The organism is Nocardia sp. CNS-044, assembly GCF_059570515.1.
Map to the genome: position 1 here is coordinate 551,608 of NZ_JCANSX010000005.1, position 19,803 is coordinate 571,410.

At 68.1% G+C, this 19,803-nt stretch carries 16 protein-coding genes; 5 read left to right on the plus strand and 11 right to left on the minus strand.

Annotated features, from left to right (window positions below; genetic code table 11):
* Window positions 1–387 precede the first annotated feature (387 nt).
* The 9 genes from T333_RS03555 to T333_RS03595 all read right to left on the minus strand — a co-directional run bounded on the left by T333_RS03555 (window position 388) and on the right by T333_RS03595 (window position 11,522).
* A complete protein-coding gene (locus T333_RS03555) occupies window positions 388–1,050 on the minus strand; it encodes a sterol desaturase family protein (RefSeq protein WP_496423656.1) in 663 nt (220 codons plus the stop codon).
* 24 nt (window positions 1,051–1,074) lie between these two features.
* Window positions 1,075–1,839, minus strand: a complete 765-nt coding sequence (locus T333_RS03560; RefSeq protein WP_496423657.1) for a FadR/GntR family transcriptional regulator — start codon at window positions 1,837–1,839, stop codon at window positions 1,075–1,077.
* A gap of 145 nt (window positions 1,840–1,984) precedes the next feature.
* Window positions 1,985–2,635, minus strand: coding sequence for a hypothetical protein (locus T333_RS03565; RefSeq protein ID WP_354998175.1), 651 nt, complete (start codon window positions 2,633–2,635; stop codon window positions 1,985–1,987).
* Window positions 2,632–4,302, minus strand: a complete 1,671-nt coding sequence (locus T333_RS03570) for an ABC transporter family substrate-binding protein (protein WP_496423658.1) — start codon at window positions 4,300–4,302, stop codon at window positions 2,632–2,634. Before T333_RS03570 ends, T333_RS03565 begins: the two co-directional genes overlap by 4 nt.
* Before the next feature lie 35 nt (window positions 4,303–4,337).
* A complete protein-coding gene (locus T333_RS03575; protein ID WP_496423659.1) occupies window positions 4,338–6,020 on the minus strand; it encodes an ABC transporter family substrate-binding protein in 1,683 nt (560 codons plus the stop codon).
* Window positions 6,017–7,696, minus strand: a complete 1,680-nt coding sequence (locus T333_RS03580; protein WP_496423660.1) for an ABC transporter family substrate-binding protein — start codon at window positions 7,694–7,696, stop codon at window positions 6,017–6,019. Before T333_RS03580 ends, T333_RS03575 begins: the two co-directional genes overlap by 4 nt.
* Before the next feature lie 13 nt (window positions 7,697–7,709).
* Window positions 7,710–9,581: an ABC transporter ATP-binding protein gene (locus T333_RS03585; protein ID WP_354998171.1), complete on the minus strand. Its 1,872-nt coding sequence runs from the start codon at window positions 9,579–9,581 to the stop codon at window positions 7,710–7,712.
* Window positions 9,578–10,504: an ABC transporter permease gene (locus T333_RS03590; protein WP_354998170.1), complete on the minus strand. Its 927-nt coding sequence runs from the start codon at window positions 10,502–10,504 to the stop codon at window positions 9,578–9,580. The genes T333_RS03585 and T333_RS03590 overlap by 4 nt, the downstream gene beginning before the upstream one ends.
* 40 nt (window positions 10,505–10,544) lie before the next feature.
* Window positions 10,545–11,522, minus strand: coding sequence for an ABC transporter permease (locus T333_RS03595; protein WP_141807929.1), 978 nt, complete (start codon window positions 11,520–11,522; stop codon window positions 10,545–10,547).
* Window positions 11,523–11,675: 153 nt separating this feature from the next.
* Between T333_RS03595 and T333_RS03600 the strand changes: the two genes are divergently transcribed.
* On the plus strand, window positions 11,676–12,515 hold the full coding sequence (locus tag T333_RS03600) for an HAD family hydrolase (RefSeq protein ID WP_354998991.1): 840 nt from the start codon (window positions 11,676–11,678) through the stop codon (window positions 12,513–12,515).
* A 40-nt stretch (window positions 12,516–12,555) separates the two neighbouring features.
* Here T333_RS03600 and T333_RS03605 read toward each other — a convergent pair whose 3' ends face one another.
* Complete coding sequence (locus T333_RS03605; RefSeq protein WP_496423661.1) at window positions 12,556–15,000, minus strand: N-acetylmuramoyl-L-alanine amidase; 2,445 nt, start codon at window positions 14,998–15,000, stop codon at window positions 12,556–12,558.
* Between the two features lie 265 nt (window positions 15,001–15,265).
* Here T333_RS03605 and T333_RS03610 point away from each other — a divergent pair, with 265 nt between their 5' ends.
* Window positions 15,266–16,687 (plus strand): SpoIID/LytB domain-containing protein, encoded by a 1,422-nt coding sequence (locus T333_RS03610; protein WP_496423662.1) that lies wholly within the window; start codon window positions 15,266–15,268, stop codon window positions 16,685–16,687.
* Window positions 16,688–16,720: 33 nt separating this feature from the next.
* On the opposite strand, the gene T333_RS03615 is transcribed toward T333_RS03610, so the two are convergent.
* Window positions 16,721–17,221, minus strand: a complete 501-nt coding sequence (locus T333_RS03615) for a MarR family winged helix-turn-helix transcriptional regulator (RefSeq protein ID WP_357256197.1) — start codon at window positions 17,219–17,221, stop codon at window positions 16,721–16,723.
* Window positions 17,222–17,328: 107 nt separating this feature from the next.
* Here T333_RS03615 and T333_RS03620 point away from each other — a divergent pair, with 107 nt between their 5' ends.
* From T333_RS03620 to T333_RS03630, 3 genes are all read left to right on the plus strand, one after another.
* The gene (locus T333_RS03620; protein WP_496423663.1) at window positions 17,329–18,312 is read left to right on the plus strand and encodes an EamA family transporter; all 984 of its coding nucleotides are present in this window, start codon (window positions 17,329–17,331) and stop codon (window positions 18,310–18,312) included.
* A 75-nt stretch (window positions 18,313–18,387) separates the two neighbouring features.
* Window positions 18,388–19,161: a MerR family transcriptional regulator gene (locus T333_RS03625; protein WP_496423664.1), complete on the plus strand. Its 774-nt coding sequence runs from the start codon at window positions 18,388–18,390 to the stop codon at window positions 19,159–19,161.
* Between the two features lie 159 nt (window positions 19,162–19,320).
* On the plus strand, window positions 19,321–19,794 hold the full coding sequence (locus T333_RS03630) for a hypothetical protein (protein WP_496423665.1): 474 nt from the start codon (window positions 19,321–19,323) through the stop codon (window positions 19,792–19,794).
* The last annotated feature ends 9 nt before the right edge of the window (window positions 19,795–19,803 follow it).

Consider the following 19,803-nt stretch of genomic DNA (forward strand, 5'->3'; position numbering starts at 1 on the left):
GTCAATCGTTTGCGGCTGTGGGTTCCGCGGCGGGGGGTTCGCATGGTCACCTCGCGGCGATGTCCGCTGCGGCGAGCGCGAGCACCGCCGCGCCTTAGAACGGGGCCGAGCAGACGCTGGTCAGCTCGGAGGAATCGGCGATCTGGTTGGCGTCGAACGCCGCGGCGACGGCCGTGATCGCGGCCGAGCCCGCCTGATGGGAGACGTGGACGATGCTCGAGGCGGGCCAGCCGCCATTTGGCTACTTTCGATAGAGAAACGGATTCGACGGTAGTCGTATGGTGGCTTTTCAAGATCGAATAGCGACCATTCGACTACCGTCGAATTTCGGGGCATTGCACTGGTTGCCGAGGCTGGCAGAGGCCGCCCTCGAGCGACGCGGTTACCTCAACTCACCTGCGCTCCATGCAAATTCCGAGCGGTGGGCGAGGTGTCCACCTCGCTCGGGTCCGGATACGTTCCGAAGATGCGGTCCGCGGTGCCGGAACTCGTGACGGTGAACCAGAAGTGCTCGTTCTTGTAGTGGTGGTGCCGGTGGTTGCGCCAAACGGCGCGGTACAACGCCCTTTTCGGCTTGTAGTCGGTGTGGATGAGGTAGTGCGTCCACTCGTAGCCGAGGCCGAGCACCGTGATGGTCAGCAGGAACGTCAGGCCGAGGCCGAGGCGGGGGAATGCGAAGGCGGTGATCGCCAGCAACGCCACCATGACGAAGACCAGCGAGCGGGTCGGGATGAAGATCAGCGGAATGTTGCGCGGATCGACGTGGTGCTGGCGGTGTTTGCGGGCCAGCTCGCTGTCCAAGGCGATCGGGCCGAGGCGCTTCGGCCGCCAGTGCAGCACCATGACGTGCACGACCCACTCGAACGCGGGAAACACCGCGAGCATCACCAGCGGCAGGACTGCGTCGCGGAGCTGCCAGTCGCCCACCAGGATTCGGGCGACCAGGGCGAGAACCAGTGCGGTGCCGATCATCCAGGGTGAGGGGTGGCGGAGGAACTCGTGGAAGGCGTCGCCGAGGGTGAGACCTCGGCGCAGCTGGGTTTTGGACATGGTGTCACCTCGGGTGTTGCGTGATCAGCGGCCGCCGAGGGCCTCGATCAGGGCGGTGGTCGCCGGTTCGAGCAGGGCCCGAGCCTTGTCGGCGGCCTTCTGCGGCCGGCCCGCCACGATGGCGGCGGCCAGTTCGCGGTAGCCCTCGGCATTGCCCACCTCAGCGGACATGACGGGGGCCAGCGCCGCGAGCGCGGGTTCGTAAGCGGTGCGCAGCATGTTGAACATCAGGCGGAACACGATCGAGTCGGCCGCGTCGACGACGTGATCCCAGAACTCCAGCGCATGCCGTTGCAGCGCGACCGGATCGGTCTCGACCGTGAGCGCCGCGACGACGCGCTCGAGATCGTCTCGCACCTGTTCGAACTCGGTGCTCGTCTCGGTGCCGGACTGGCTCGCCCCGCTTTGGTCCAACGCCCCCATCCGCGCGGCCGCCAACTCGGCGACCTTCGGCCCGTTGTGCATACGGACCTCCAGGATGCTGCGCGCGACAGCGGGTTCGAGCATGCCCTCCCGGATCAACAGCCGGGGTAGAACCTCAAGCCCGGCGCCGCGCCGATAGTCGAGCACGGTGGTCGCGTCGCCCTGCCGCACCGCGACGAGCCCCGCCGCGGCCAGGCGTTGCAGCGCCTCGCGCACCGCGGGCCGCGAGACGCCGAGCGCTTCCGCCAACTGCCGCTCGCTCGGCAAGGTCGACCCGGGCGCAAGCTCACCGCTGAGCACATCCGCGGCGATCTGCTCGAACACATCCGCCGACACCGACCTCTTGACCACAGGTTGCAACGCCATGCGTCTACTGTGCGCCTCGGTGGTCAGCTGGTCAAGTGGTCAGACCAATTTGCGGCCTAGTTCGGAGACGGCATCACGGCCGGTACGCCGGATGGCAGGCGACGATCTGAGCCACAAATGCATCGGGCCGGACTCGAGACTGGGCCTAGCTCGGATCGGACCCGCGAATGGCCGCCAGCCAGGTCGCGGTAGCCGCCGCGACACACAGCGCGCCGACAAAAGCGACAAGCCCCCCACCATCGACGTAGATCCACAGCAGCGCGGCGAAGGGCGCGGCAACGGCGGGTTGCACGTCGAACAGCAGGCGGCGCGTCACCCGGCTCGCGGCGAGCACGGGTGCGTCCGGATCGGGCCGACTCGGATTGTCGACGAGCCGCCCGGGCGGTTCCGTATCCCGCGCCCGCCCCGAGGGATACAGCCGCAGAGCCCCCGCACGAAGGACGCGCCCGTCGAACTCGGCCGAGCTCTCCGTGAAAGTCACCAGCGCCGGATCGAAGTACACCGGCAACCACCGTCGCGCACCAGCCGGACCGGTGACCTCCAACCACGATCGGCTCACCAACCGGTGCTGCTGCCGAACCCGAGCGACCCGAAGAACCTCGGGCAACCCGCAGGACAGCACCCCGAAGGCCACCAGAAGCCGAATCCCGGTGTAGCCCAGGATCCCCAGCGCCACCGTCGCCAACCCGGCCAACTGGTCCACCGTGGCGAACGGCGCCCACGCGGCACAGACCGCGAGGGCGCCGAGCGTCACGCCGATCGGATAGGCCAGCGGGTGGGCCGACCTCGAACTCACTTCAGGAAGCCGACTTTCGTGTAATCCGGCGTCGCCAACCCGAACGCGCCGTAGTTGGCGAGGTTGTCGCGCACCGCGTAGGTGCCCGAAGCCTGGTTCAGCGGAACCGAATAACCCTCGGCGAAGATCATCTGATCGCACTGGTTCGCCAGCTCGATCGCCTTGTCCGGATCCAGCTCCGCGATGGTCTTGTCGATGAGAGCGTTGAGCTCCGGCGAACCGATGCGGGCCTTGTTGCCCATCAGGTTGTTCGGGTCGTAGTAGTAGACCTGCTGCAACACGCCGAGCGGCAGCGCGCTACCGCCCCAACTGAACTGGGCGATGTCGAAGTTACCTGGGTCGATCACGTCCTTGAACAGACCCGTGCCCGGCACGGTCTGGATGTTCAGCTTCACGCCGACCGCGGCCAGGTTCTGCTGCACGATCTGCGCGGTCTGCACCCAGGCGTCCTGCTGGTACATCACGTCGCGGAGCTCGAGCCTGCGGCCGTCCTTCTCGCGCACGTCGCCGTTGAGCTTCCAGCCGAGCTCGTCCAGCATCCGGGCCGCTTCGGCCGGGTCGTAGGAGATCGGCGCGGCGTTGTCCTGGTAGCCCTTCTGGCCCGCCATGAAGATGTGGTTGTTCAGCGGCTTCGGATTCTCGACCACGCCGTTCTGCGACGCGGTCACGATGCCCTGCCGGTCGATGGCCTTGGAAATCGCGATCCGCAGCTGCGGGTCCTCGAGCAGCGAACCGGGCGCGCCGTTGAAGGTCAGGTGCGACCAGCTCGGCTCCGGCGCGCGCCGGATGACCACGTTCGCCGCGTTGCGCGCCGCCGTCACGTTCTCGATGCCGGCCATGTAGGCGATGTCGAGCTCGTTGTTCTGGATGGCGGGCAGCCAGGCGGTGTGGTCGAGCACGCTCAGGGTGATGGCGTCCAGCTTCGGGGTGTCGCCCCACCATTTCGGGTTGCGGCTCAGCGTGATTCGCTGCTGCGCGCGGTCGATGTCGCTGATCACGAACGGCCCCGCGCTTAGTGTCAGCCCGTCCCGGTTAGCGGTGTTGAACGCCTCGGGAGATCCGGTGACCGACTTCGGGTAGAGCGGGCCGAACTGGCCGCGCCATTCACCGTAGGGCTGGGCGAAGGTGACGATCGCCTGCCGGTCGTCGACGCCGCGCTCGACCTTCTCCACCCGGTCGAAGCCGCTCAGCGCCGCGACCAGGTACGCGTTGTCCCTTCCGCTCAGCGCGTTCGCCTGGGAGCGCAAGTCCTCCCAGGTGATCGGGCTGCCGTCGGACCACACGGCTTTCGGGTTGATGGTGTAGGTGACCTGCTGCGGGCTGGTGTTGGTGAGCTGCACGTCGGTGAAGAAGTTGTGATCCACCGAGAGCTCGCCCGCCGCGTTGCTGACGAACGGCGCGGGCATGGTCGGGCCCGCCACCGCCGCACCGTCCTGGGTGTTGCCGTCCACATGGAGCACATTGAAGTTCTCCGGGAACGAACTCAGCACCAACCGCAGGTTCCCGCCCTCGCGCAACTGGCTCGGGTCCACCGGGTTGATGTCGTTGGTGCTGCCGATCGTGCTGGTGCCGGGGGCGATCGCGCCGTTGTCGGAACAACCGGTGAGGATCAGGCCGAACGCGGCGAGTGGCACCGCCACCCTGGTGGTCAAGGAACGTAAGCGCATCGAGCTGGTCCTTCCGCGTCGGCCTGATCGTCACATCACTGTGTGAACCCGACCTTAGTTACGTCGGCGGAGGCCAAGCCGAACGCGCCGTAGTTGGCGAGGTTCGCGCGCACGGCGACGGTGCCGGGCGACTGCACGATCGGCACCGAGTGGCCCAGGTCGAAGATCATCTTGTCGGCCCGGTTGGCCAGCTCGATGGCCTTGTTCGGGTCGAGTTCGGAGATCGTCTCCTCGATCAGCGCGTTCAGTTCCGGGCTGCCGACGCGGCCCTTGTTGCTGAGCCGGTTGTTCGGATCGTAGGCGTAGATCTGCGGCAGCGCGCCGAGCGGCAGGATGCCGCCGGACCAGGTGAACTGGCAGATCTCGAAGTTGCCGGGGTCGATCACGTCGGTGAAAAGACCGTTGCCAGGGAAGGTTTGGATAGTCATCTTCACGCCGACGGCGGCCAGGTTCTGCTGCGCGATCTGCGCCATCTGCACCCAGGTGTCCTGCTGGTACATCACATTGCGCAGTTCCAGCCTTCGACCGTCCTTCTCGCGCACGTCGCCGTTGAGCTTCCAGCCCAGTTCGTCGAGGATCCGCGCGGCGCCCTCGGGGTCGTAGGCCACCGACTGAGCGTTGTCCTGGTAGCCCTTCTGGCCGTTGAGGTAGATGTGGTTGTTCAGCGGCTTGGGATTGTCGACGATGCCGTTCTGCGTCGCGGTGGCGATGCCCTGCCGGTCGATGGCCTTGGCGATCGCGACCCGCAACCGCGCGTCCTCGAGCAACGAGCCCGGCGCGCCGTTGAAGGTGAAGTGCGAGAACCGCGGCGCTGCGGCCCGGCGCACCTGGATGCCCGGCGAGTTGGTCGCGGTCTTCACCTCGTCGATGCCGGACACGGTCGCGTAGTCGAGCTCGTTGTTCTGCAGCGCCGAGATGCGCGCGGAGTAGTCGAGCACGCTGAAGGTGACGGTGTCGAGCTTCGGGGTGTCACCCCACCACTTCGGGTTGCGCTTCAGCACGATGCGCTGCTGGGCGCGGTCGATCGAGTCGACGAGGAACGGTCCCGACGAGATCGGCAGGCTGTTGCGCGCCCAGTTCTCGAAGGACTCCGGCGACTCGGTGGACGCCTTCGGATACAGCGGGTTGAACAGCCCCTGCCATTCGGCGTAGTGCTGGGCGAAGGTGACGATCGCCTGCCGGTCGTCGACGCCGCGCTCGACCTTCTCCACCCGGCTGTAGCCCTGCGTCGCGCGCACCTGGTAGGCCGTGTCGCGCCCGTTCAGGGCGTTGACCTGCGAGCGCAGGTCCTCCCAGGTGATCGGGGCGCCGTCGGACCAGACCGCTTTCGGGTTGATCGTGTAGGTGATCTGCTGCGGGTTGGTGTTGGTCAGCTCGATCTCGGTGAAGTAGTTCGAGTCGGTCGTCAGCTCGCCCGCCGCGTCCGAATTCACCGTGCCGGGCAGCGTCCAGCCGACCACCTCGGAGACGTCGCCCGAGGCGTCCACGTGCGAGGAGTTGAAGGTTTCCGGGAAGGCGGTCAGCGCCAAGCGCAGATTGCCGCCCTCGCGCAACTCGCTGCGGTCGCGGGGGTTGATGTCGTTGCTGGTGCCGATCGAACTCGAGCCGGACTGCACATCGGCTCCCGCGCCACAGCCCGCGAGCAGCAGCGCGAAGGCCAGCGCGGGCGCGGCGACCACTGGGCCGAGCCGACGACGAGAGTGTATTGCTGCGGTCATTTCACGAATCCGATCTTGGTGTAGTCGTAGGACGCCAGGCCGGGAGAGCCGAAGTTGGCCACCTCGGCTCGGACGCCCCAGCTGCCGTCCGACTGGGTGAGCGGCAGCGAGTGCCCCTCTTCGAACACTTTGCGATCCACCTCGTTGGCCAGCTCGATGGCCTTGGCGGGATCCAGCTCGCGGAGTGTGCGCTCGATGAGCGCGTTCAGCTCCGGCGATCCGATGCGACCGAAATTGCCCTGCAGATCGTTCGGGTCGTAGTAGTAGATCTGCCGGATGCTGCTGAGCGGGAAGGCGTCACCCTGGAAGGTGAACTGGGCGGCGTCGAAATCGCCCGGCTGGATGACGTCGGTGAAGTAGCCCGCGCCCGGTTTGGGGTCGATGACCAAGCCGACGCCGATCTGCGCCAGGTTCTGCTGGATGATCTGCGCGACCTGCACCCACAGCGCGTCGTTGTACATCACGTCGCGAATGATCAGCTTGCGGCCGTCCTTCTCGCGGACATCGCCGTTGAGTTTCCACCCGAGCGCGTCGAGTTCGCGCGCCGCCGCGGCCGGATCATAGGGCAGGCTGTTGTCCTGGTAACCGCGCTGGCCCTGCAAGTAGATGTGGTTGTTCAGCGGCTTCGGATTCTCCACCAGGCCGTTCTGGATGGCGGTCGCGATACCCTGGCGGTCGATCGCCTTCGAAATAGCCACTCGCACCGCCGGATCGGCGAGGATCGAGCCGGGCGCGCCGTTGAACGTGATGTGCCGCCAGCGATTGCCCGGGGCGCGGCGCACCACCAGGCCCTCGGCGCCGCGCACGTTCTTCACGTCATCGATGGAATTGAGCAGCACCGCGTCGATCTCGTTGTTCTGCAACGCGGCGACCCAGGCGCTGCGGTCGAGCACGGAGTAGGTGATGGTGTCGAGCTTGGGCTGCTCGCCCCACCACTTCGGGTTGCGGCCCAGCACGATCCGGCCCTGGCCGCGATCGGTCGACTGCACCTGGAACGGACCCGCGGTCGGACCCATCGCGTCGACCAGGCTGTTGTTGAACGACTCCGGGTCCTGCGTCACCGACTTGGGGAACAGCGAGGCGTTGCCCGCGAACTGGCCGCGCCATTCGGCGTAGGGATGATGGAAGGTGAGGATGGCCTGGCGATCGTCGACGCCGCGCTCGACCTTCTCCACGAACTCGAATCCGTTGGTGATCGCGATCAGGAAGCGCTTGTCCTTGCCGCTGAGCGCGTTCGCCTGGGAACGGATGTCCTCCCAGGTGATCGGCGTTCCGTCGGACCAGACAGCCTTCGGGTTGATCGTGTAGGTGACCTGCTGCGGATCGGTGCTGGTCAGCGCGACATCGGTGAAATAGTCGTGATTGATCGACAATTCGCCCGAAGCGTCGGTGTGGAACGCGCGCGGCATCATCGGGCGCTCGATGTCGGCGATCTCGCCCTCGTTGCCGTCGTTGGACAGGGTGTTCCAGTTCGCCGGGAACGAGGTGGTGGCCAGCCGCAGATTGCCGCCGTCGCGGATCTCCTCGCGCGGCTTGGGGTTGATGTCGCTCGTGGTGCCCAGCGCGTCGGACAGACCCGCCGCCGAGTCGTCGTCGGCCGTACCGCACCCGGCGGCGATCAACCCGACCGCCATCGCTCCCGCGACCCACCGCATACCGTTCGAACGGATCCGCATGCTGCCCTCCTGCCTATCGGCTGACGACCGGCACGGGCACCGCGTCGATCAGCCTGCGGGTGTACTCGTGGCTCGGGTCGGCGAAAATCCGCTCGGCGGGCCCGGATTCGACGATCTTGCCGCGATACATCACCGCGATGTCGTGCGCCAGGTTGCGGACCACCGAGAGATCGTGCGAGACGAACAGATACGACAGGCCACGCTCGGTCTGCAGGTCGCGCAGCAGATTCAGCACACCGGCCTGGATCGAGACGTCCAGCGAGGACACCGGCTCGTCGAGGACGAGCAATTCCGGATCGAGCGCGAGGGCCCGAGCGATGCTGATGCGCTGCTTCTGGCCGCCGGAGAAGTCGGCGGGATAGCGGTCGGCGTGCTCGGGCCGCAGACCGACCTGCTCGAGCAGCTCCGGCACCCGGCGAGCGATCTCGGCGCGCGGTCGTCCGTCGATGCGCAGCGGTTCGGCAAGCGCGTCGAAGATCGGCAGGCGCGGGTCCAGCGAAGCGGTCGGATCCTGGAAGACGATCTGCATCGTGCGCCGGATCTCGCGCCGCTGGGCCTTGGTCAGGGTGGACACGTCGCGGCCCATGATCTCGATGGTGCCCGACTGCGGCCGCACCAGGTCGAGAATCTGGGTGAGCGTGGTGGATTTTCCGGAACCCGACTCGCCGACCAGGGCCAGCGTGCGGCCGGCGCGCACCTCGAAGCTGATCCCGTCGACCGCGCGCACCTCGCCCTTGCGGCGCTGGAACACCACGCCCGAGGTGATCGGGAAGGTCTTGACCAGGTCGGTGACCCGGAGCACCACGCGAGACTCGGTCTCGACCTCGGCCTCCGGCTCCGCCATCTCGGAGCGGTACGCCTCGAACAGCCCCTGCGTGCCGACCTCCTCGGTGCGGATGCAGGCGGCGGCGTGGCCGGGGTCGGTCATCTCCAGCGGCGGTTCGGCGGCGCGGCAGTCGTCGATCGAGATCGGGCAGCGCGGCGCGAACGAGCAGCCGGGCGGCAGCGCGTGCATGGCGGGCGGCGCGCCGACGATCGGGATGAGTGGTCGGCGCGCCGGGCCGTCCATGCGCGGGATCGAGCCGAGCAGACCCACCGTGTACGGCATTCGCGGCGCGTTGAACAGCGCGCTCGCCGTGGCGGTTTCGACGATGCGGCCCGCGTACATCACCGCGACGCGGTCGGCGAGTGTCGCCGCGATGCCCATGTCGTGGGTGATCATGATGACGCCCGCGCCGGTGATGTCGCGCGCCTTGCGCAGCAGATTCAGGATCTGCTTCTGCACCGTGACGTCCAACGCGGTGGTCGGCTCGTCGCAGATGATCAGCGCCGGATCGTTGGCGATGGCCATCGCGATCACCACGCGCTGGCGCATGCCGCCGGAGAACTCGTGCGGGAACGCCTTGGCGCGCATCTTCGCGTCGTCGATGCCGACCAGCTCCAGCAGCTCGACCGCCTTCTCGGCGGCCTCCTTCCGGTTCATCGCGCCGTGCGCGAGCAGCGCCTCGGCGATCTGATCGCCCACCCGGTACACCGGCGTCAGCGCGGAGAGCGGGTCCTGGAACACCATGCTGATCGAGCTGCCGCGCAATCGCGACAACTCCCGGTCGCCGAGGCCGAGCAACTCGCGACCGCGCAGCCGGATCGATCCGTTGATCCGCGCCTGCTCGGGCAGCAGACCCATCACCGCCAGCGACGACACCGACTTGCCCGAACCCGATTCGCCCACGATGGCGAGCACCTCGCCGTCGGCGACGCTGTAGTTCACCCCGCGCACGGCATCGATGCGGCCCTCCTCGCTGGGGAAGGAGACCCGCAGATCGGAGACTTCGAGCAGCGGTGCTGTGGAGTTGGCTGTCGCGGTCGAATCAACAGTCGCGGTCATGCCTCTGCCTTCTCCTTCTTGCGCGAGCGAGCCCGCTTGGCGCTCGGGTCGAACGCGTCGCGCAGGCCGTCACCGACCAGGTTCGCGCACAGCACGGTGACGATCAGCAGGCCACCGGAGAACATGAACAGCCAGGGATAGGTCAGCGCGGACTTGGTGCCCGCCGCGATCAGCGAGCCGAGCGAGACGTCCGGCGGCTGCACGCCGAAACCCAGGAAGCTCAGGCCGGTTTCGGCCATGATCGCCGAACCGACGGTCAGCGTGGTGTCGATGATCAGGATCGACGCGATGTTCGGCACGATGTGGCTGACGATGACGGTGCGCGTCGGCGCGCCCATATACCGTGCGGCCTTGACGAATTCGCGGTCCCGCAGGCTCAGCGTCAGGCCGCGCACGATGCGCGCGCTGATCATCCAGCCGAACACCGCGAGCAGAACGATCAGCAGCGCGATCGAACCGCTGCCCTTCGTGCGCGGCGCGAACAGCGCGATGATGATGAAGCTGGGCACCACGAGCAGCAGGTCGACGAACCACATGATGGCTCGGTCGGTCCAGCCACCGAGCAGACCGGCCAGCGCGCCCGCGGTGGCCGCGATGGTGGTCGAGATGATCGCCACGCACAGGCCGATGACCAGCGATTTCTGCAATCCGCGCAGGGTCTGCGCGAGCACGTCCTGGCCGATCTGGGTGGTGCCGAAGGGATGCTCGGCGCTGGGCGGTTTCAGCAGCGCGGTGTAATCCATCTGCTGGTAGTCCCAGGGCAGGAAGGGCGGCAGCGCGAAGCTCGCGACGAACAGCAGCACCAGCACGGCGGCGCCGACGACCGCGGGCTTGTTGCGCAGGAAACGCCGCAGCACCAGCTTGCGCCGCCCGGCCGCGGCGACCTCGGGCGCGCCTTGGACGATGATCTCGGCTTCGGTCATGCCGTTCTCCCCCTGATGAGAACCCCGTGGTCAGGCAGGTTCATCCCACACGCACCCGTGGATCGAGAATCGCGTAGACGATGTCGGACAGCAGGCCCGACACCAGCACGACCAGACCGGCGAACGCCGTCACCGTCACCACCACGTACAGGTCCTGTGCGTTGATCGAATCGACGAGCCACTCGCCGACGCCGTGCCAGCCGAAGATCTTCTCGGTGAACGTCGCGCCGGTGATCAGGCCGCCGAGGCTGTAGGCGAACAGGGTGGCCATCGGGATGAGCGCGGTGCGCAGGCCGTGCTTGTACAGCGCCTTGTTCCTGGTCAGACCCTTGGCGCGGGCGGTGCGGATGAAATCGCTCTGCAGCACGTCGAGCATCGCGTTGCGTTGGTAGCGGCTGTATCCGGCCATGCCGCCGAGCGCGAGCGCCGCGGTGGGCAGCACCAGGTGCTGGAGCCGGTCGACCAGCTGCGGCCAGAAGCCCTCGATCGCGCTGGCCGAGGTCTCGCCGGTGTAGAGGAATATCTGCGATCCGGTCGCCGAATTGATCTCCAGCGCGCCGTATTTCAGCAGCGTGGCCAGCAGGAATATCGGTGTGCTGAGAATCAGCAGCGAGACGACCGTCGTGAAGTAATCGCTGAATTTGTATTGCCGAATCGCGCCCGCAGCGCCGATCAGCACACCGAGCACCGTGCCGACGAGGGAACCGATGATCAGCAGCCGCAGGCTCACCGCGACCCGGCGCGGCAATTCCTCGCTCACCGGCTGACCGGCGAGCGTGGTGCCGAAATCGCCGCTCGGGATGCCCTTCAGCCAGGTGATATAGCGTTCTGGAATCGGATCGTTCAGATGCAATTCCTCGGCTTTGGCGTCGATCACCGCCTGCGGAGGGCGGGGGTTGCGCTGTTCGAGACTGTCCAGCGGCCGAAATGTCAGCGACGCGAGGCTGAACGTCAAGAACGAAGCCAGCAGCAACAGCACGACATAATTGAGCGCGCGTCGTAGCAGGAAGCCGGTCATCAGTCCTCTGGTTCTCCAGCCGGCTCGGCCGGCATTCGAGTGTTAGCCCCTGATCATAAGGACGCCGCCGTCGACGCGCGTGCCATGCATCTTTCCGGCATGTCCGGCGAACCCGAGCCGACCGCGACCGCGCCGAGACGGTTTTCCGGCAGGATGGAAGAGGTGACACGCCTGCACCTGCCCAAACCCAAAATGGTTGCCACCGACGTGGACGGCACACTGATCGATCACGACGAACGCGTGACCGCGCGCACCAAGGCCGCGGTCGCCGCGCTGATCGCCGACGGTGTGCCGTTCGTGCTGGCCACCGGCAGGCCGCCGCGCTGGATCGACCCGGTAGTCGAAGGACTCGGCTTCGCGCCGCTATGCGTCTGCGGCAACGGCGCGGTCATCTACGACAGCGCTTCGGACCGGGTGCTCGCGAGCCGTTCCCTGGACGTGGAGACACTGAGCTGGATCGCCGACCTGGCCGAACGAGCGCTGCCCGGCTGTGGACTCGCCGCCGAACGCATCGGCGCCAGCGCGCACGACGCGGCGACGCCCCAGTTCGTCAGCTCCCCGGAGTACGAGCACGCCTGGTTGAATCCGGACGACACCGCCGTCGCCCGGCACGAGGTGATCGACACGCCCGCGATCAAGATGCTCATCCGGTTGCGCGGGGCGCTCAGCGGGGACATGCGCGCGGTGCTCGCGCCGCTCATCGGCGATCGCGCGGACATCACCTACTCCACCGACCACGGGCTGATCGAGCTGTCGGCGCCCGGCGTCACCAAGGCGTCCGGGCTGGCCACCGTCGCGCAGCGGCTTGGCGTGCAGCACTCGACGATCATCGCCTTCGGCGATATGCCCAACGACGTCCCGATGCTCGCGATGGCCGGGCATGGCGTCGCCATGGCCAACGCGCACCCGGAGGCGTTGGCCGCGGCCGACGAGGTGACCGCGACCAACGCCGAGGACGGCGTGGCGCAAGTGCTCGAACGTTGGTGGGTCTGAGCGGGTTTCAGCTCCCGGTCGAGTGCTGCGACCGCAGGGACTAGTGCCCCGTTGGTGCGGGAGCGTCCGAGCCTTCGAGGTCCACGTCGGCCGCGGGAGCGGGTGCTGCGGGCAGCGAGGCCGGTGCCGGAGCGACCGCGTCCGCCTGAGCGGGGAGTGGAGCTGCGGCTGGGGCGGGAGCGGCAGGCAGCGGGGCGGCGACTTCATCGCCCCGGTTGCGGCGCATCTCCTGCTGATACGTCTCGTTGTAGGTCTTCCACACCGTCGTGACGATGCCGGTCAGCTGGTTCAGGATCAGTGAGCCGTACTGGAAGTCCGAGCGCAGGCCGTCCGGCACCGGATAGGCGTTGGTGAGCGGCAGGCCGAGAATGCCCGAGTCGGCGCCGAGTTGCAGGAAGCGATCCAGGATCGCGCCCATCACCTCGATGACCTGACCGTCCGGCGCGGTGTAGACGTAGCCGTTGGCGAACCTGGCGTACTGCTGGCCCTGCGCGGCGGGCTGCGGCTCGGACAGCGCCTGGCCGAGCGGGCCGTCGGGACCGCCCTTCGCCGAGTAGTGCTTGGCGATGATGTTCTCGTTCACCATGCTCAGCAGCTTGGCCGTCAGCGCGGCGAGCGTCGCGAGATCGGACTGGGTGCGCGGCGGCGCCTGCGGACTCGGCCGACCCTGTGGCGCAGGCGAGCCGCCCGGCACGCCCGCGGCGATGTCGCGGATCCGGTCCATCAGCTCGTAGGCGGCGTCGCCGGGGCAGCTGGTGTTGCCGACGTCGCGGTGCGCGAACACGATCGGCAGGCGCACGGCCTCGCCCTCGGCGTACGGGGTGTACTCGGTGCCCTCGGAGTACATCGTGGTGTGGCCCTTGGGATCCAGGCCCGCGACCCGCGCCCGCCAGCCGACGAATTTGCCGACGGCGGTCACCGCTTGCTCGGACGGAATCTCCGACTCGTGATTGCCCATGAACGCCACGCCGGAGGTGTTCTCGTTGAACCCGCCCGCGTGCGCGCCCTGCACCGGGCGATCCAACCCGCCGTGGCGGCCTTCGAAGATCTGGCCGTACTTGTCGACGAGGGCGTTGTAGCCGATGTCGCACCAGCCGAGCGTCTGGGCGTGATAGGTGTAGATCGCGCGGACGATGCCCGCCGATTCGGCCTTGCTGTAGTCGTTGCGGCCCGCGGTGTGGTGCACGGTGACGCCGCCGAGACCGTCGTCGTAGGTGGGTTCGTCGCAGCGGATGGATTCGTCCGCGCCCCACTGGGATCGGGTGATCACATTCGGTCCACCACCCGGCAGCGCGGAGGCGACGTTGTTGAGCGCGCCGTCGATGGCGCCGCGACCGGGATCGATCAGGACCGCGGTGAGCGACGGCAATGCGAACTGGGCCGGATCGTTGTCGCGCGGTGCCGCGGCCGGGGTTGGTTGCAGCGGGCCGGATCCCGGTGCCGCACTGGAAGTTTGCGCGGTCGTAGCGACCGGTTTGCGGGTGACCAGAATCTGGACCGCGTTGGTGTTCCCGACGTAGATCGGCTCGGTGCCGACGGTGTCGTCGGCCGGTGCGTGGTCGTTGCGGCGGGTGTCGATGGGTTCGGACTCGTACCAGGGCCCCCACGTGCCGTTGGGTTGGCGCGCGCGGACCATCGCCCTGGTGTTCGCCAGATCCCGCGCGGTGAGCGCGACGACGCTGAACGGCGTCTCCCTGGACAGCTCCTTCACCTGCGCGCCCACCTGGTCGAGCAACTCCGGCGGAAGCGCGCCGGGCGCCAGTGCGGGTGTGTCGGGGGTGGTGCCTTCCGGCAGGTCGGCCGGGTCGGCGATGAACTTCACGCCGGGCTGCGGTACCGGGCTCGGCGTCGCGGGCGCGGGGACGGACTGGCCGGGGACGGGCTGCGCGGGCGCCTGGACCGTTTGGCCAGGTATGGGCTGCGCCGGTGCCTCGACCGTCTGACCTGGGATGGCCTGCGCGGGCGCGGGGACGGACTGGCCCGGGATGGCCGGCGCGGGTGCCGGGACGGACTGGCCGGGAATCGCCTGCGCGGGCGCCTGGGCGGTTGGGCCTGGCAGCGGTGCGACGGGCTGGGCTTGTGCCGGGAGGGATCCCTGCGCGGACTGACCGGGGATCGGTTGATTGGTGGTCGGCGCGGTGAATCCGGGAGGCACGGGTTTCGGCGCGGCGGGCAAGCCTTGATCGAGGCGGGGGAGCGGGATTTCCTTCGGCAGCTGCACACCGGGCGGCACCGGCAGGCCATCCGGTATCGGAATGGCGGGCGGGATCGGCAGCATCCGTAAATCGGATAGTCGCAGGTCGGGGAGGTCGAGGCCGGTCAGTTCGCGCAGCGGGAGGGTGATGTCGGGCGCCTGGGTGAGCATCACTTCCGCCAATTGCGCGGGCACTGCGGCCAGCTCGGCGTCGTTGGCCGTGCGGTAGTCGGTCGAATCGCCCTGTGCGAGCGTCGCGAGCGGCGCCGCTACCGCAAGTGTGGTCACCATCGGGAGCACGTAGGAGCGTTTCGGTTTGCGGTACGGCACGAGCATCTCCAATCAGGTCGAACCGGTGATCAGGTGCGGGAAATCAGGCTTGCTTCCTGATGCATCAACGATCACACTAGTTCACATCTGTCACAGATCTAAACCTCTTGTTGAGGATTAGAATCACGTGATTGCTCGAATGTAGCTCTCGAAATGCGACCGAACGGCACGACATGCCGACAGGTATCCAAACCGATCCGGTCCTGGAAAACCATGGGAGATACGAATGCGCAGAATTCGACCCGCCCCGATTTCGCTGAGGCCGGTGCTCGTCACCGGGTGCGCCGCGGTTATCGCGGGAACATCCCTCGCGCTGTGCGCCTGGCCCGGCGACACGCCCGTCAGGCCACTCGCCGGTCCCGGCCACGGCCGCGGCATGAGTCAGGTCGGCGCCTTCGACAGCGCCCAGCAGGGCTGGCTCGCCGAACGAATACTCGAGCACTACTACCCGGGCGCGACACGCGGGACCATCCCGCCGACCAATCTGGCCGTGCGGCTCATGGAACAGGACGATTCCACCCTCGACGCCTACGCCGAGGCCGGATTCCGGGTGGCCGGTCGGCAAATGGCGCCGGGCCAGGTCGCTCACCTCACCCCGCTGCCGGACGGCGGCGCGAACGTGGTCGTCACCCTCGGGTGCGACGGCGAAGTCCTATGGCAGACAGCCACTTCCGATCCGTGGATCTATCCCCTCGATCCCCGTCCGAACCGGCCCGCGACCGAACATCTCACGCTCTGCGGCGGCACGGCCTATCGCGGCTCGCTCGGCGTCGCCACCGAGAACGGGCAAGCGCGCACGATCAACCGCGTCGACGTGGAGGACTATCTGCTCGGCGTGGTCCCGGCCGAGGTCCAGGCGAACTGGGTCGACAAGGGCGCGGGCGAGGCGCTGCGCGCGCAGGCCATCGCGGCCCGCTCCTACGCGCTCGCCGAGCGCAGGTATTCGTACGCGCAGACCTGCGACACCACCGACTGCCAGGTGTATCCCGGTACGGCGAAAGAGGATCCGCGCACCGCCGCGGCCATCGCCTCCACTGCGGGCACCGTCCTGCTGCGCGACGGCCACATCTTGCGCTCGGAGTATTCCGCCGCGCCGGACGGCGGCGAACCTGTCGATATCTACGCCCTCGACGTGGGGCCGACGCCAGCGGAACTCGCCGTCGGCCGTCCGCCTACTGATCCGCGGACCGACCCGCGCAGCCGGGCCGCGTCGACGCCGTCGGCGATCGAGCTCGAGTACCAGCGCGTCGGCGGCGAGTCGGGCTCGCTCGGCGCGCCGCTCGGCCCGGAGATGCTGCTGCCGCAGCGCGCGGGCACCTACCGGCTGTTCACCAATGGCGTCATCATCGCGACGCCGACGTTGGGTGTGCAGGTGGTCGACTTCGCGACGCTCATGCAGCTGGTGCCCGATCCGGCGATTCGCGAAGGGCTGCCGACGGATTCGGCGGCGCAGCCCGGAACTCTCGCGCCGACCACCGCGTCCACGCCGACGCCGCGACCGGAATCCAGGGCCGTGCCGTCGGGTGGTGCGCTGCCCGAGTCGGCGCTGCCCGGTGCAGCCGCGCAGCCGCGTACGCCGGAGTCGGGTCAGGTGCCGAACTCGGATCTCGCGGTGCCGTCCCTCGAGGAGGTGTTCGGCGACCGTTGACCGGGCGACGGCGCGATCACATCGGCTGCACGATCAGTCCAGTGCGGTGTCGCCCAACGACTCGGCGAGGCGGCGTAGCAGGGCGGCCAGCTGGTCGCGATCCTGAGTGTCGAGGGCGTCGAGCAGGCGCTGTTCGTTGGCGACGTGCAGCGGCAGCAGGTCGTCGACCAGCTTCCTGCCCTCGGCGGTGAGGCGAACGCGGACGGAGCGCCGGTCCTCGGGGCAGGGCATTCGTTCGACGAGGCCCTTGGCGGCCAGCCGGTCGATGCGGTTGGTGATGGCGCCCGAGGTGACCATCGCGGCACGGTTCAGCGCGCCCGCGGTGAGGCCATCCGCGCCACCGGAGCGGCGCAGCGTCGCGAGCACGTCGAACTCCCAGAACTCCAGGCCGTGACCGGCGAAGAAGCGCTTGAGGTCCTGCTCGAGGACCCGGGACAAGCGGGTGATTCGGCCCACGATGTGCATCGGCGAGACGTCCACGTCCGGACGCTCGCGGTGCCAGTGCGCGGTTATCAGATCGACTGCGTCGCCCATCGCGACTCCTCTCTGTCCTAAGAATTTCAACGTTCATCTACTTGACGATGAGACACCAGTCGGAGTAGATATTTCAACGTTGAGATTATCAATGAGGAGCGACCGACATGTCCATCACCACCGCGGCGCGGAACCCCTACGCGGGCACCCTCGCGCTCACCGCCCTCACCCCGATCGTCTGGGGCTCCACCTACGCCGTCACCACCGAGTTCCTGCCGCCGGACCGTCCGCTCTTCACCGCGCTGATGCGCGCGCTGCCCGCCGGGCTGGTGCTGCTCGCGCTCACGCGCACGCTGCCGAGGGGAATGTGGGTCGGCCGCGCCGCCGCGCTCGGCGTGCTCAACATCGGCGCGTTCTTCCCGCTGCTGTTCCTTGCCGCCTATCGGCTGCCGGGCGGCGTCGCCGGGGTGCTCGGGGCGGTCGCGCCGATGTTCGCGCTGGTCTTCGCCACCGGGGTGCTGAACGAAAGGCCAACCGGCCGTAAGGTTCTCGCCGGAGTGATCGGCGTGTTCGGCGTCGCGCTCGTGGTGCTGCGCGCCACCGCTCAACTCGACACCATCGGGGTGATCGCCGGACTCGTCGGCGCGGGCTCGATGGCGCTCGGCACCGTGCTGACCAAGCGGTGGGGGCGGCCCGACGGTGTCGGCCCGCTGGCCATGACGGGCTGGCAGCTCACCGCCGGCGGCCTGTTCATCCTCCCGCTCGCCGCGCTGATCGAGGGCGCACCGCCCGCCATGGACGGCCGCGCCATCGGCGGCTACCTCTACCTCGGCGTGATCGGCACCGCGGCGGCCTACTGGCTGTGGTTGCGCGGCATCGCGAAGGTGCCAGCCACGTCGGTCGCGTTCCTCGGACTGCTCAGCCCGGTCTCGGCGGCGGTCATCGGGTGGGTCGCGCTCGGGCAGGCGCTCACCGGGTTGCAGATTCTCGGCATGGCGATCGCGCTGGGCGGGACGTTGCTCGGGCAGACCACCGCACGGGTTCGAATCGACGAGGCCGGGAATGTCGGTGCGGCCGCGGAGATCCGCGGCGCCGCCGACGCTGGTGAGCCTGCCGAAGATGCGCTCATTCTGGTGGGAGCGAAAAGCTGAGAAAACGGGTTGACCTTGACGTAGCGTCAACTTGCAGACTGGTTTCACCGACGAGAGAAGGAAGGAGTCCAGGTCGTGACCGCGGGCACCCGAGCAGGCGAATGGTCCATCCAGGATCTGGCGAAGGCGGCCGGTACCACCAGCCGCGCGCTGCGCCACTACGGGCAGCTCGGGCTGTTGCCGCCCAGCCGGATCGGCGCCAACGGGTACCGCTACTACGACCAGGACTCCCTCGTGCGGCTGCAACGCATCCTGCTGCTGCGGGAACTCGGCCTCGGCCTTCCGGTCATCGCCGAAGTGCTCGCGGGCGAACAGGACGCCGCCGCCGCATTGCGTACGCACCTGGAACTGCTTCGGCAGGAACAGGATCGGATCCGACGCCAGATCGACTCGGTGCACACCACGCTGCGGAAGACGGAAAGAGGTGAACAACTCGTGGCAGCAGAGGTTTTCGACGGGTTCGACCACACACAGTACAAGGACGAGGTGATCGAACGCTGGGGCAAAGAGGCCTACGAGAGCGGTGACCGCTGGTGGCGCTCGCTCACCGACCAGCAGAAGAAGGATTTCCAGCAGACCCAGCTGGACATCGCCGCGGACTTCGGTCGCGCGCACGCCGCCGGGCTTCCGGTGGACAGCGACGAGGTGCAGGCCATCGTCGCCCGGCACCGCGCCTGGGTCGGTGACGGCTGGCAGGGGCGGCCGGTGACGGCCGACGCCTTCATCGGACTCGGCGAAATGTACGTCGAAGACTCGCGATTCGCGGTCAACTACGACGTGCACGGCGAAGGCACCGCCGCCTTCGTGCGCGACGCGATGAAGGTCTACGCGGAGGCCAACCTGCGCTGAGGCATCCGCCTTTTGCTCTCCGTCAATGCGCGGGTCATCGGCGGACGCGCCCAGCCAGCGCCCATTGGTGGAGTGAAAACCCAGCGCCCGCACGCGGATTCGCGTGCGGGCGCTTTTGCGTGCATGACGTCGGGTTCGCTCGAAGCGGGAGGGTCACGCATGCACGAGCAGGAAATCGATCGGAACGAGCCGGTCGCACGGGAATCGGATTCGCGGCCAGCGGATTCCAGCGCGGCGCCACCGCCGAGCGGGGCGCCCGCGAAGACCGCCGCGGTGCTGGCGATGCTGGTCGGCGGCATCGGGGGTTTCGCGGCGATCCCGTGGCTGGTACCCGGCGAGCGCACCGAGGCCGCCGGTCCGGCCGGCTATGTGCTCGGTGCGGTGATCGCATCGATCGGAGTGCTCTACTTCACCGGGGGAGTGCTCCTGTTCCGGCGGAAAACGGCCGGGCGGATCATCGTGATCGGTGTGGCGGCGCTGCTCGCGCTCGCGAGTTTCATCGCCGCCGGTTTCGGTCCGGCGGTCGGTCAGCGTGATGCGTTGGTACGCGGGTTCTTCCAGGTCGGGATCCTCACACTGGCCGCGCTCGGTGCGACGGGGGAGTGGATCGCGGCGGGCCGATCGCCGCGCTGACCGATCGCC

Bases quoted from the DNA above. Each gene is read 5' to 3' on its own strand.
- T333_RS03555 (WP_496423656.1), bottom strand. From the start codon at position 1,050: ATGTCCAAAACCCAGCTGCGCCGAGGTCTCACCCTCGGCGACGCCTTC.
- T333_RS03560 (WP_496423657.1), bottom strand. From the start codon at position 1,839: ATGGCGTTGCAACCTGTGGTCAAGAGGTCGGTGTCGGCGGATGTGTTC.
- T333_RS03570 (WP_496423658.1), bottom strand. From the start codon at position 4,302: ATGCGCTTACGTTCCTTGACCACCAGGGTGGCGGTGCCACTCGCCGCG.
- T333_RS03575 (WP_496423659.1), bottom strand. From the start codon at position 6,020: ATGACCGCAGCAATACACTCTCGTCGTCGGCTCGGCCCAGTGGTCGCC.
- T333_RS03580 (WP_496423660.1), bottom strand. From the start codon at position 7,696: ATGCGGATCCGTTCGAACGGTATGCGGTGGGTCGCGGGAGCGATGGCG.
- T333_RS03585 (WP_354998171.1), bottom strand. From the start codon at position 9,581: ATGACCGCGACTGTTGATTCGACCGCGACAGCCAACTCCACAGCACCG.
- T333_RS03590 (WP_354998170.1), bottom strand. From the start codon at position 10,504: ATGACCGAAGCCGAGATCATCGTCCAAGGCGCGCCCGAGGTCGCCGCG.
- T333_RS03595 (WP_141807929.1), bottom strand. From the start codon at position 11,522: ATGACCGGCTTCCTGCTACGACGCGCGCTCAATTATGTCGTGCTGTTG.
- T333_RS03600 (WP_354998991.1), top strand. From the start codon at position 11,676: ATGGAAGAGGTGACACGCCTGCACCTGCCCAAACCCAAAATGGTTGCC.
- T333_RS03605 (WP_496423661.1), bottom strand. From the start codon at position 15,000: ATGGTGACCACACTTGCGGTAGCGGCGCCGCTCGCGACGCTCGCACAG.
- T333_RS03610 (WP_496423662.1), top strand. From the start codon at position 15,266: ATGCGCAGAATTCGACCCGCCCCGATTTCGCTGAGGCCGGTGCTCGTC.
- T333_RS03615 (WP_357256197.1), bottom strand. From the start codon at position 17,221: ATGGGCGACGCAGTCGATCTGATAACCGCGCACTGGCACCGCGAGCGT.
- T333_RS03620 (WP_496423663.1), top strand. From the start codon at position 17,329: ATGTCCATCACCACCGCGGCGCGGAACCCCTACGCGGGCACCCTCGCG.
- T333_RS03630 (WP_496423665.1), top strand. From the start codon at position 19,321: ATGCACGAGCAGGAAATCGATCGGAACGAGCCGGTCGCACGGGAATCG.